The 12119-nt window shown below is 72.5% G+C and carries 12 protein-coding genes; 5 read left to right on the top strand and 7 right to left on the bottom strand.

Translation table 11 applies throughout. The features are described from left to right. Nucleotides 1-4: 4 nt before the first annotated feature. Nucleotides 5-1849 carry a glutamine--fructose-6-phosphate transaminase (isomerizing) gene (glmS, locus tag HN031_RS11620; RefSeq protein ID WP_172270025.1) on the bottom strand — a complete coding sequence of 615 codons (1845 nt, stop codon included), beginning with the start codon at nucleotides 1847-1849 and terminating at the stop codon, nucleotides 5-7. Nucleotides 1850-1914: 65 nt separating this feature from the next. Between glmS and coaA the strand changes: the two genes are divergently transcribed. Beyond that, on the top strand, nucleotides 1915-2883 hold the full coding sequence (coaA, locus tag HN031_RS11615) for a type I pantothenate kinase (RefSeq protein WP_172270023.1): 969 nt from the start codon (nucleotides 1915-1917) through the stop codon (nucleotides 2881-2883). A 139-nt stretch (nucleotides 2884-3022) separates the two neighbouring features. Here the strand turns inward: coaA and HN031_RS11610 are convergent, their stop codons facing one another. Then, the gene (locus HN031_RS11610; RefSeq protein WP_172270021.1) at nucleotides 3023-3976 is read right to left on the bottom strand and encodes a hypothetical protein; all 954 of its coding nucleotides are present in this window, start codon (nucleotides 3974-3976) and stop codon (nucleotides 3023-3025) included. Between the two features lie 265 nt (nucleotides 3977-4241). Further along, the gene (locus tag HN031_RS11605) at nucleotides 4242-4826 is read right to left on the bottom strand and encodes an NAD(P)-dependent oxidoreductase (RefSeq protein ID WP_172270019.1); all 585 of its coding nucleotides are present in this window, start codon (nucleotides 4824-4826) and stop codon (nucleotides 4242-4244) included. 91 nt (nucleotides 4827-4917) lie between these two features. Here HN031_RS11605 and HN031_RS11600 point away from each other — a divergent pair, with 91 nt between their 5' ends. Continuing rightward, nucleotides 4918-5301 carry a helix-turn-helix domain-containing protein gene (locus HN031_RS11600; protein WP_172270017.1) on the top strand — a complete coding sequence of 128 codons (384 nt, stop codon included), beginning with the start codon at nucleotides 4918-4920 and terminating at the stop codon, nucleotides 5299-5301. Here the strand turns inward: HN031_RS11600 and HN031_RS11595 are convergent, their stop codons facing one another. Then, nucleotides 5302-6294, bottom strand: a complete 993-nt coding sequence (locus HN031_RS11595; RefSeq protein ID WP_172270015.1) for a GNAT family N-acetyltransferase — start codon at nucleotides 6292-6294, stop codon at nucleotides 5302-5304. It lies immediately after the preceding gene. Nucleotides 6295-6376: 82 nt separating this feature from the next. Between HN031_RS11595 and HN031_RS11590 the strand changes: the two genes are divergently transcribed. Beyond that, a complete protein-coding gene (locus HN031_RS11590; RefSeq protein ID WP_172270013.1) occupies nucleotides 6377-6736 on the top strand; it encodes a hypothetical protein in 360 nt (119 codons plus the stop codon). Here the strand turns inward: HN031_RS11590 and glmM are convergent. The 3 genes from glmM to rplM are packed head-to-tail and all read right to left on the bottom strand — an operon-like array spanning nucleotide 6733 to nucleotide 9043. Beyond that, nucleotides 6733-8079 (bottom strand): phosphoglucosamine mutase, encoded by a 1347-nt coding sequence (gene glmM, locus HN031_RS11585; RefSeq protein WP_172270011.1) that lies wholly within the window; start codon nucleotides 8077-8079, stop codon nucleotides 6733-6735. The two genes, HN031_RS11590 and glmM, sit on opposite strands and share 4 nt — an antisense overlap. Before the next feature lie 2 nt (nucleotides 8080-8081). After that, on the bottom strand, nucleotides 8082-8603 hold the full coding sequence (gene rpsI / locus HN031_RS11580) for a 30S ribosomal protein S9 (RefSeq protein WP_322424852.1): 522 nt from the start codon (nucleotides 8601-8603) through the stop codon (nucleotides 8082-8084). Beyond that, complete coding sequence (gene rplM, locus HN031_RS11575; RefSeq protein ID WP_172270007.1) at nucleotides 8600-9043, bottom strand: 50S ribosomal protein L13; 444 nt, start codon at nucleotides 9041-9043, stop codon at nucleotides 8600-8602. Before rplM ends, rpsI begins: the two co-directional genes overlap by 4 nt. Before the next feature lie 271 nt (nucleotides 9044-9314). Between rplM and HN031_RS11570 the strand changes: the two genes are divergently transcribed. Next, the gene (locus HN031_RS11570; RefSeq protein WP_322424853.1) at nucleotides 9315-10640 is read left to right on the top strand and encodes an FAD-binding oxidoreductase; all 1326 of its coding nucleotides are present in this window, start codon (nucleotides 9315-9317) and stop codon (nucleotides 10638-10640) included. Between the two features lie 117 nt (nucleotides 10641-10757). Beyond that, nucleotides 10758-12062 (top strand): citrate synthase, encoded by a 1305-nt coding sequence (locus HN031_RS11565; protein WP_172270003.1) that lies wholly within the window; start codon nucleotides 10758-10760, stop codon nucleotides 12060-12062. Nucleotides 12063-12119: the final 57 nt, after the last annotated feature.

Genomic DNA, 12119 nt, shown 5'->3' with positions numbered 1-12119 from the left:
AGTCCTACTCGACCGTGACGGACTTGGCGAGGTTGCGCGGCTGGTCGACGTCGTGGCCGAGCTGGGTGGCCAGCTCGCACGCGAAGAGCTGGAGCGGCACGACGGCGACGATGGGCTGCAGGAGCACCGGCACCTGCGGCAGCGTGAACAGCACGTCGGCGTAGGGCTCGATCGTGGTGTCGCCCTCCTCGGCCAGGCACAGCGTGCGCGCCCCGCGGGCCCGCACCTCCTGGATGCCGCTGATCATCTTGTCGTGCAGCTGGTCGCGGCCGCGCGGGGGCACCACGCAGAGGATGGGGAGCCCTTCCTCGACCAGCGCGATCGGGCCGTGCTTGAGCTCGCCCGCCGCGAAGCCCTCCGCGTGGAGGTAGGCGATCTCCTTGAGCTTGAGCGCCCCCTCGAGCGCGACGGGGTAGCCCGCGTGGCGGCCGAGGAACAACACCGAGCGGCTGTCGACGTGGTCGCGGGCGAGGGCGTAGATCTCCTCCGCCTTGGCCAGGACGGTCTCGACGTGGCCCGGCATCTCCTCGAGCTGGTCGACCACCTGCGAGATCTCGTCGCCGAAGCGGGTGCCCTTGACCTGCGCGAGGTAGAGGGCGAGGAGGTAGCAGGCGACCAGCTGGGTGAGGAACCCCTTGGTGGAGGCGACGCCGATCTCGGGGCCGGCGTGGGTGTAGATCACGCCGTCGGACTCGCGCGGGATGGTGGAGCCGTTGGTGTTGCAGATCGCCAGCACCTTGGAGCGCTGGACCCGCGCGTGCCGGATCGCCTGGAGGGTGTCGGCCGTCTCGCCGGACTGGCTGATCGCGACGACGAGGGTGGCGCTGGTGAGGATCGGGTCGCGGTAGCGGAACTCGCTGGCGAGCTCCACCTCGACGGGGATGCGGCACCAGTGCTCGATGGCGTACTTGGCCACCATGCCGGCGTAGAACGACGTACCGGCGGCGATGATGATGATCTTGTCGATGTCGCGCAGGTCCTGGTCGGACAGGCGCATCTCGTCGAGCTGAAGCAGGCCGTCGGCGCCGCGGCGGCCGAGGAGCGAGTCGGCCAGGGCGCGCGGCTGCTCGAAGATCTCCTTGCGCATGAACCAGTCGTGGCCGTCCTTCTCGGCGGCCGAGAGGTCCCAGTCGACGTGGTAGCGGCGGCCCTCGGCGGGCGTGCCGTCGAAGCCGGAGACGCTCACGCCCTCGCGGGTGATGGTGACGACCTGGTCCTGGTCGAGCTCCATCGCCTCGCGGGTGTGCTCGATGAACGCGGCGACGTCGGAGCCGAGGAAGTTCTCCCCCTCGCCGATCCCGACGACGAGCGGGCTGTTGCGGCGGGCGGCCACCACGCGGTCGGGGTCCTGCGCGTCGACGGCGACGAGGGTGAACGCGCCCTCGAGGCCGCGGCAGACGGCCTGCATGGCGACGGTGAGGTCGACGCCCGTCTCGAGCTGCTCCTCGAGCAGGTGCGCGGCGACCTCGGTGTCGGTGTCGGAGGCCATCTCGACGCCCTCGGACTCGAGGCGGCCACGGAGCTCGGCGAAGTTCTCGATGATGCCGTTGTGGACCAGCGCCACCCGGCGGGCGCGGCCGAGGTGGGGGTGGGCGTTGCGGTCGGTCGGCGGTCCGTGGGTGGCCCAGCGGGTGTGCCCGATGCCGGTCGTGACGGCGGGCAGCGGCGACTCGGCGATGGCCTTCTCGAGGTTGGCGAGCTTGCCGGCGCGCTTGTCCGCGACGAGCGATCCGCCGTCGACGAGGGCGATCCCGGCGGAGTCGTAGCCGCGGTACTCCAGTCGCCGGAGGCCCTCGACGATGACTGCCTCGGCCGGCTGGTGGCCCACGTACCCGACGATTCCGCACATGGGCCGAGAGTCTATCGGCAGGGCGCCGCACAGCCGTGCCCCGGCGCGGTGCCACAATCGCACCCATGTCCGAGGTCCCGGAGCCGCACCACGGCGGTGAGGCCTCTCCCTACGTCGAGCTCGAGCGGGCGGCCTGGGCGCAGCTGGCCGGCACGGCGGAGACCGTGCTCACCCCTGACGAGGTGGTCCGCCTCCGCGGCCTCGGCGACCAGCTCGACCTGCGCGAGATCGAGCAGGTCTACCTGCCCCTCTCGCGGCTGCTCAGCCTCTACGTCGCCGCCAACTCCCGGCTGCACCGCGAGCAGGAGGAGTTCCTCCACCGTGTCACCCCGCCGCGCACGCCGTTCGTCATCGGCCTCGCCGGGTCGGTGGCGGTCGGCAAGTCCACCACCGCCCGCGTGCTGCAGCAGATGCTCGCCCACTGGCCCGAGCACCCCAACGTCGCGCTGGTGACGACCGACGGCTTCCTGCTGCCCAACGCCGAGCTCGAGCGCCGCGGGCTGCTGCACCGGAAGGGGTTCCCGGAGTCCTACGACCGCAAGGCGCTGCTCAAGTTCGTCATCGACATCAAGTCCGGCAAGGACGAGGTCGAGGCCCCGATCTACTCCCACCTCGTCTACGACGTCGTCCCCGACGAGAAGGTCGTCGTCAAGCGGCCCGACATCGTCATCGTCGAGGGCCTCAACGTGCTCCAGCCGGCGCGGGTGCGCGACGACGGCCGCACCGGCCTGGCCGTCAGCGACTTCTTCGACTTCTCCGTCTACGTCGACGCGGCGCTGACCGACATCAAGCGCTGGTACGTCGACCGGTTCCTGCGCCTGCGCGAGACCGCGTTCCGCGACCCGGCGTCCTACTTCCGCAAGTACGCCGCCCTCTCCCACGACGAGGCCGTCGGCCAGGCCACGCGCATCTGGGACTCCATCAACGAGCCCAACCTCGTGCAGAACGTCGCCCCGACCCGGTCGCGCGCGAACCTGGTGCTCCGCAAGGACACCGACCACTCGGTGCGCTACGTGCGGCTGCGCAAGCTCTGACGCGCTCCCGGTCGGGGCTCCCGGACGGACGTCATGGCCGCTGGTCGACCCGGCAGCCGCCCGCCATGACGCCGTCGTACGACGTCATGGCCGCTGGCCGCCCCGACGACCGCCCGCCATGACGTCCGCCGAGGCGGCCTCACGCCGCCCGCCCCCATCCACCCGCCCGGAGCCCCCGCTCGACCTGGGCGAAGAAGTCGTCGGCCGCCACACGCAGGCCCAGGAGCGGGAGCCGGAGCACGGTGGACCGCCCGAGGGCGATCTCGTTCTGGCGCAGGGCGTCGGGCACGACGCTCGACGCCCAGGTGTGGTGGATGCCGTCGACCTCGACGACGAGCTGGAAGTCGTCCCAGCAGACGTCGAGGTAGTAGCGGCCGTCCTTGCCGCGACGCACGACCTGCCGATCCGGCTCGGGCAGCCCACGGCGGCGACACTGCCGGGCGACGTCGAGCTCGCCGAGCGAACGGACGCCGCCCAGGAGGTCGGTGACCACCGCGTGCATCAGCTCGCGCCGGCGGTCACGCCGGACGGCGAGGAGCGCTCGCCCCACGTCGGCGGCGGTGGTGAGCCCCTGCTGGACGGGCAGGGTGAGCAGGAGGGCTGCCTGCTTGTCGCTCCGCGCCCACATCGCTGCCCTGACGGCGGCCACCGGGACCCTCGTCCGCGGCACGCCGGTCGCGACGCGGTCCTCGGCCGACCACCGCCGGGTGCGGCGTACGTCGAGCCCGGCGCCCCGGAGCGGCTTCACGCCCCGTGGCACCGACACCCGCCACGCGTCCGAGCGGTAGTGCTCGAGCCCAGAGGCGATGAGCGACGACTCCCCGTCCAGCATCGCCCGGTCCCCGCCCTCGAACACCGCGGCCCACTGCGCGCCCCTGGTCGCGAGCGGGCCCGTGTGCAGGCAGATCGAGCGCGACCACACCCGCTGCCACCGCCTCGCTCGCAGCTGCGCGCGCAGCTCGCCTCGAGTCAGCCCCGCGGCGTACGCCTGTGCGCGGGAGACCACGCCACCCTGCTGCGCGGCGGTCGTCGTCAGCTCGTCGATGATCCGTTGCCGATCGGTGGCGCTGTGCCGCGTGCCCTGGTGGTCCATGCGACGAGGCTCGGGCCCGCCTCGGACAGTCCGGGAGCGACGGGGAGACTTCTGTGGACGACACGGTTCGACGCGTTCCTGTGGACACTCCTCGGCCACCGACCACCATGTCGGCTCCGGCCCCTGAGCTCGCCGGACGTCATGGGCGGTGGCTGTCCTGACCGCCGCCCGCCATGACATCGGCGTACGACGTCATGGGCGGCGGTCGCCGGAGCAACCGCCGGCCATGACGTCCGGGCCGAACGGCCCGGTCGAGCCGCGACCCTCAGGCCGACGCGACGGTGAACCGCCGGCGGCGGTGCTGGCCCTGCTCGACCTCGTCGACGAGCGCGACGGCGTAGTCCTCGGCGCTGACGAAGTCGCCGGCCGGGGTGTCGAGGGCGGTGGCGTAGGTGCCGGTGCGCTCGCCGGGCGCGATGACCGGCGCCGGGCTGAGGTAGGTCCAGTCGACCGACTCCGGGGCGGCGCGGAAGAGCTCGAGGGAGGCGGCGCCCGTCGTGGCCTCGGGGAGGTACTCCGGCGGGAAGCCATCGGTGTCGAGGAGGCGGTCGCCGTCCGGGGTGAGGAGCGAGCCGGCGCCGCCGACGAAGAGCACGCGGGTGCCACCGGCGTGGGCGATGAGGTTCTCCACCGCGTCCAGCCAGGGCTGGTGGGGCTCGCCGGTGCGGCTCGGCCCGGTCGCGGAGACCAGCACGTCGTGCGTCTCGGCGGCCCCGCGCACGGTCTCGGGGTCGGCGACGTCGCCGCCGGTGGAGCGGCTCAGGCCGGTGACGTCGTGGCCGCGCGCCGTGGCCTCGGCGGCGATGCGGGAGCCGATCATGCCGGTGGCGCCGAACAGGGCGATCTTCATGGTGCAGTCCTTCGGGTCGGTCGTGCGGGTGGTATGTGGCGCCGACGGTAACCACTGGTAACCGTTGACTTCAACGTGCTATAAGTACCTTGTGGTAACCAACCGACCCGCGCGTGGCGACGCCTTCGACCCCGACTGCCCGACCCGCGTGGTCCTCGACCGCATCGGCGACAAGTGGACGGCGTTGGTGATCGGCGCGCTCGTCGGCGGCCCGCTCCGCTTCAGCGTGCTCCGTGCGCGGATCGGCGGCGTCGCGCCCAAGGTCCTCACCCAGACGCTGCGCGCGATGGAGCGCGACGGCCTGCTGACTCGCACGGTCCACGCCCAGGTGCCGCCCCGCGTCGACTACGAGCTCACCGAGCTCGGCGCCTCGCTGACCGGGCCGATCGCGGCGCTCACCGACTGGGCCGAGACCCACCTGTCCCGCATCCTCGCCTCCCGCGACGACTACGACGCCGCCGCCGAGGCGCGCTGATCAGCGCTTCTTCTGCAGCTCCAGCAGCGTCTCGATGGTGCGGTAGCCCAGCGCCTCGTTGACGGCGTTCATCCAGGTGTTCACCTCGGCGTTGGAGGTGTCCAGCGAGACCAGGTCGGGGTACGTCGCCACCGCCAGGTCGTGCGTGGCGAGCTTGAGCGCGAGCCCGAGCCGGTGGCCGCGGTGGGCGGGGTCCACGATCGTGATGCCGACCTGCCCGTACGCCGGGTCGCTGTCGTCGACGCGTACGTCGGACACGCCCGCCACGGAGCCGTCCGGGGCGATCGCCATGGCGGTCTGCACGTGTCGGCCGACGTCGACCTGGCGCTGCTCGGCGTCGCGGATGCGCTCCGGGGTCCACTCCGAGGCCGCGAGGTCGAGCTCGCCCAGCGGCACCTCCGACATGAGCATGCCGAGCAGTCGGCCGAACGAGTCGAGGTGCTCCTCGGGGCAGACGGTGTCGAACGTGATGACCCGGTAGGCGTCGGCGGCGGACGCCTCGACCGCGAGGGCGTCGCGGCGGGCGAGGTAGTCGGTGAGCGTCAGCTCCTTGATCGCCTCGCGGCTCGCGACGTCGTACCCCATGGCTCTCGCGAACGCCTCGGATGCGCCGGTCCCGCCCGGCGGGAGGTAGGCCTCGCTCTGGATCGTCGTGCGCCCGTCGCCGGCGGCCACGACCTCGAGCTCCTCCACCAGCCGACGGCCGATGCCCTTGCGGGTCCGGTCGGGCCGGACGTAGGCGAACGCCATGGCGGTGTGCAGGTTCTCGCGCAGGGGGCGGGTGAGCAGGCCCGCGCCCACCATCTCGCGGCCGTCGATCGCCCCGATGAGCGTCACGGCACGCTCGGGGTTGTCGGCGGGCAGCGCGACGCGGCTCTGGTCCCACAGCGGCCACGGCTTGCCGGGGCGCTCGGCGGTCGCCGCGGCGCCGACCTCCCACCAGGCCCGGAGCGCTGCCTGGTTGCGGGGGTTGATCTGCTCGATGTCGACCACGCCGCGACCGTAGCCGCGCCGCCGCCGCCCGTCACCCGGATAACCCCGTGCGCGCCGGGCCGCTCGTGGGCAGGCTCGACCCGTGACCACCGACTCCCCGCTCCGCTCCCGGCTGCGCGCCGCCCTGCTCGAGGCCCGCCGGGCCCGGGACGCCGGGACCGTGTCCGCGCTCCGCACCACGCTCGCCGCGCTGGAGAACGCCGAGGCGGTGCCGACGGCGGTGCGGGCCGGGGCGATCGAGGAGGCGCCGGTCGGCGTCGGCTCGACCGAGGCGGCCCGGCGTGTGCTGGACGACGCGGACGAGCTGGCCCTCCTCGAGAGCGAGATCGCCGCGCTCCGGGAGGCCGCGCTGGCGTACGACGACGCGGCCCCCGAGCGTGCGGCGGCGGCCCGTCGGGCCGCGGACCGGCTGGTGGCGCTGCGGCCGGGGTCGAGCGGCTAGAGCGCCAGCTGGCGCTTGACCACGTCGGCCAGGCGGACGGCGACGCCGTGCGCCTCGTCGTGGGTGGGGGCCTCGACCATGACGCGCACGATCGGCTCGGTGCCCGAGGGGCGCAACAGGATCCGCCCGCGCTCGCCGAGCACCGCCTCCTCCTCGGCGACGGCGGCCGCCAGGACGGCGTCCTCGTCGGCGCGCGACTTGTCGACGCCGGCGACGTTGAGCAGCACCTGCGGCAGCCGGGTCATGACCGAGGCGAGCTCGGCCAGCGACTTGCCGGTGGTGGCCATCCGCTCCATGACGTGCAGCGTGGTGAGGATGCCGTCACCGGTGGTGGCGTGGTCGCGGAGGATGACGTGGCCGGACTGCTCCCCACCCAGGGAGTAGCCGGAGACCTTCATCGCCTCGAGGACGTAGCGGTCGCCGACCTTGGTCTGGCGCACGCCGACGCCGCCGGCACGCATGGCCTGCACGAAGCCGAGGTTGCTCATCACGGTGGCGACCACGGTGTCCTTGGCGAGCCGCCCCTGCTCGAGGAGCGAGAGCGACAGGATCGCCAGGATCTGGTCGCCGTCGACGACGTTGCCCTCGGCATCGACGGCCAGGCAGCGGTCGGCGTCGCCGTCGAGGGCGAAGCCGGCGTGGGCGCCGTGCTCGACCACGGCGGCCTGGAGCGACCCGAGGTGGGTCGAGCCGCAGTTGTCGTTGATGTTGAGGCCGTCGGGGTCGGCGTGGATCGCGATGACCGTCGCGCCGGCGTCCTCGAGGGCCCGCGGCCCGGCGGCGTGGGCTGCGCCCTCGGCGCAGTCGAGGACGACCTTGAGCCCCACCAGCGGGTGGGTGATCGTGCTCTCGAGGTGCGCGGCGTACTCCTCGACGGCCGTGTCGTAGGCCTGCACCCGGCCGACGTCGCCGCCGGTGGGACGCGCCCAGGGCTCGCCCATCCGGCGCTCGATGGCGATCTCGATGGCGTCGTCGAGCTTGTGGCCGCCGCGCGCGAGGAACTTGATGCCGTTGTCGGGCATCGGGTTGTGCGAGGCCGACAGCATCACGCCGAGGTCCGCGCCGAGGCGCTCGGTCATGTAGGCCACGCCGGGCGTGGGCAGCACCCCGAGCAGGAGCACGTCGACGCCCGCCGAGGCGAGGCCCGCGACGACCGCGGCCTCGAGGAACTGGCCGGAGATGCGCGTGTCCCGGCCCACCACGGCGAGGGGACGGTGCCCCTCGAACTCGCCGCGGTCGGCCAGGACGTGTGCGGCACAGACGGAGAGGTCCAGGGCCAGCTCTGCCGTGAGATCGGCGTTCGCCAGGCCCCGGACCCCGTCCGTGCCGAAGAGTCGCGCCAAGGTCAGCGCTTGGAGAACTGGCTGGCCTTGCGGGCCTTCTTGAGACCGGCCTTCTTGCGCTCCACGACGCGGGCGTCGCGGGTCAGCAGACCGGCCTTCTTGAGCGCCGGGCGGTTGGCCTCGACGTCGACGGAGTTGAGCGCGCGGGCCACACCGAGGCGCAGGGCGCCGGCCTGGCCGGCGATGCCGCCGCCGTGGATGCGGGCGATCACGTCGAAGCGGCCCTCGAGCTGCAGCTCGGCGAACGGCTCGTTGGCGATCTGCTGGTGCAGCTTGTTGGGGAAGTAGTTGTCGAGCGTGCGGCCGTTGATGGTCCACTCGCCGGTGCCCGGGACGATGCGGACGCGGGCGACGGCCTCCTTGCGGCGGCCGGTCGCGCCGGCGGGCGCGATGGTGGCCGGGCGGGCGGGGGTGTCGGCCGAGGCGTCGCTCTCGGACGTGTAGGCAACGCCCTCGGCGTCGGTCTCGAAGGTCTCCTCGACCTCGGTGGTGTTCTCAGTCATCTGTGAGTCCTCAGTCGTCACTGGGAGATCTGCGAGATCTCGAAGGGAACGGCCTTCTGGGCCGCGTGCGGGTGGTCGGGGCCGGGGTAGACCTTGAGCTTCTTCAGCATCTGGCGACCGAGCTTGTTCTTCGGGAGCATGCCCCACACGGCCTTCTCGATGGCCTTGCGGGCGTCCTTCTCGAGGAGCTCACCGAACGGGGTGGCCGAGAGGCCGCCCGGGTAGCCGGAGTGGCGGTAGGCCATCTTGGTCGTCTTCTTGCTCCCCGACAGCGACACCTTCGACGCGTTGACGATGATCACGAAGTCGCCCACGTCCATGTGGGGGGCGAAGGTCGGCTTGTGCTTGCCTCGGAGGAGGTTGGCGGTCTGGACGGCGAGGCGTCCGAGGACCACGTCGGTGGCGTCGATGACGAGCCACTCACGCTGGATGTCAGCGGGCTTGGGGCTGTACGTGCGCACGGCATGTCCCGTTCTGGTTCGTGGGTCCCGCGCCTCGGACGAGGAGCGGGTGGTGGTGCTGCGGCCTCTGACGAACACGGCCCGGATCGCTCCCCCGCTCCGCTCGGCGGAGACTGGGGATGACGTCCGGATCTGCACCCGCTCCGGGTCTCCGTGGGGAGGGAGCGGACGCGGCAGGAGTCGCGACCAGCAAGAGTACGGCGCCCCCGCGCGGGGGGTCAAAACGACGGGGCGGGCGTCCGGGAGCCACGGATGCCCCCAGAATGGCGGCGTGCGCAACGGCGGCGTCTCCTTCTGGTGGCAGCAGGTCGGGCTGCCCACCCCCACCGACCTGCTGGACGGCGACGTGACGTGCGACGTCGCGATCGTCGGCGGTGGCCTCACCGGCCTCTGGACGGCCCTCTACCTCCACGAGGCCGACCCGGGCCTTGACGTCCGCGTCGTCGAGGCCGAGTTCGCCGGCTTCGGCGCTTCCGGGCGCAACGGCGGCTGGCTCTCCAGCGAGCTGGCCGGCAGTGCGGCGACGTACGCCGAGGTGGCGGGCGAGGCCGGCGTGCAGCGGCTGCGCGACGCCCTGCGGGCCACGGTCGACGAGGTCATCGGCGTCGCGGCCCGCGAGGGCATCGAGGCCGACATCGTGCGCAGCGGCGTGCTGGTGGTCGCCCGCTCCGAGGCCCAGCGCCGGCGCCTCGGCGGCGAGCTCACCGCCGACCAGGTCGCGGCCCGCGTCCGCGTGGCCGGCGCCGTCTCGGGCCACCACGACCCCGACTGCGCGCGGGTGCACCCGGCCCGGCTGGTCGCCGGCGTCGCGCGGGTCGTGCGCGAGCGCGGCGTCCGCATCCACGAGGGCACCCGGGCGCTGGCCGTCGAGCCGGGCGTCGTGCGCACCGACCGCGGGACCGTGCGTGCCCCGGTCGTGCTGCGCTGCCTGGAGGGCTTCACCGCCGGGCTCGCCGGCCACCGCCGCGACTGGCTGCCGATGAACTCCGCGATCGTCGTGACCGAGCCGCTGAGCGACGCCCAGTGGGCGCGGATCGGCTGGGACGGCGCCGAGCTGCTCGGCGACGAGGCGCACGCCTACTGCTACGCGCAGCGCACCGCCGACGGCCGGATCGCGATGGGCGGGCGCGGGGTGCCCTACCGCTTCGGCTCGCGCACCGACGTCGACGGGCGCACCCAGCCGGCCACCGTCGAGTCGCTGCGATCGACCCTCACCGACCTGTTCCCGTCGCTCGCCGGCATCGGCCTCGACCACGCCTGGTGCGGGGTGCTGGGCGTGCCGCGGGACTGGAGCGCCAGCGTCTGCTTCGACCCCGGCACGGGACTCGGCCACGCCGGCGGCTACGTCGGGTCCGGACTCACCGCGACCAACCTCGCCGCTCGCACGCTGCGCGACCTGGTGCTCGGCCACGACACCGACCTCGTCCGGCTGCCGTGGACCGGTCACCGCGTCCGCCGGTGGGAGCCCGAGCCGCTGCGCTGGCTCGGCGTGCACGCGCTCTACCGGCTCTACCGGGCCGCCGACCGCCGCGAGGACGCCGGGCTGCCGCGCACCAGCCGGATCGCGCTCGCCGCCCACCGCGTGGCCGGCCGCTGACGCCGCTCGGCCCGGGCGCGACCCGGGTAGTGGACACCTGGTTCGCGCTCCCCCGACAGCCGCGGCTAGGTTGAGGGGACACCAGAAGACGTACACACGTATGGGACAGGAGCCGACGTGACCGACGTTGCGGCCAAGGATTCCCTGACGGTCCGGGACAACCGGACCGGTCAGGAGTACGACATCGCGATCACCGACAACACGATCGCGGCCAAGGACCTGGGGCAGATCCGCCTCACCGACGACGAGCCCGGCCTCGCCACCTACGACCCCGGCTTCGTCAACACGGCCTCGTGCCGTTCGGCGGTCACCTACATCGACGGCGACAAGGGCATCCTCGAGTACCGCGGGTACCCGATCGAGCAGCTGGCCGAGAAGTCCAACTTCCTCGAGGTGGCCTACCTGCTCATCCACGGCGACCTGCCCACCAAGGAGCAGTACGACGCCTGGGTGCACGAGATCACCTACCACACCTTCGTGCACGAGAACGTCAAGAACTTCATGCACGGCTTCCGCTACGACGCCCACCCGATGGGCATGCTGATGGCCTCGGTCGGCGCGCTGTCGACGTTCTACCCCGACGCCCGCAACATCAGCGACGCGGACAACCGGCACATGCAGATCGTGCGCATGATCGCCAAGATGCCGACGCTCGGCGCCTGGTCGTTCCGGCACGCGCAGGGCAAGCCCTACGTCTACCCCGACAACGACCTCGGCTACACCGCCAACTTCCTCTCGATGCTGTTCAAGATGAGCGAGCAGAAGTTCGAGGCCGACGAGCGGCTGGTCAAGGCCCTCGACGTGCTGTTCATCCTGCACGCCGACCACGAGCAGAACTGCTCGACCAACGCGGTCCGCTCCGTCGGCTCCTCCCAGGTCGACCCCTACTCGGCCGTCGCGGCCGGTGTGGGTGCGCTCTACGGGCCGCTGCACGGCGGCGCCAACGAGGCGGTGCTGCGCATGCTGCGCCGCATCGGCTCGACCGAGAACATCCCGGCCTTCATCTCCGGGGTCAAGGACGGCAACGAACGGCTGATGGGCTTCGGCCACCGGGTCTACAAGAACTACGACCCGCGCGCGAAGATCATCAAGAAGTCCGCCGAGGACGTCTTCGAGGTCACCGGCACCAACCCGCTCCTCGACATCGCGCTCGAGCTGGAGAAGATCGCGCTCGAGGACGAGTACTTCGTCAAGCGCAAGCTCTACCCCAACGTCGACTTCTACTCCGGCCTCATCTACGAGGCGTTCCAGTTCCCGCCCGAGATGTTCACGGTGCTCTTCGCCATCGGCCGTACGCCGGGCTGGCTGGCGCAGTGGTCGGAGCTGGTGCAGGACAAGGACCAGAAGATCGCCCGGCCCAAGCAGATCTACACCGGCGACCGCGAGCTCACCTTCACCTCGGCCTCCGAGCGCTGGGCCTGACGCCCACCACCTCGCACCACCTCACCAGGCCCGCACGACACCGACGCCCCCGTCTCC

Source organism: Nocardioides sp. zg-1308 (genome assembly GCF_013155375.1).
Lineage (GTDB): Bacteria > Actinomycetota > Actinomycetes > Propionibacteriales > Nocardioidaceae > Nocardioides > Nocardioides renjunii.
Note: the sequence above shows the minus strand (reverse complement) of the source record. Positions and strands in the feature narration are given on the sequence as shown.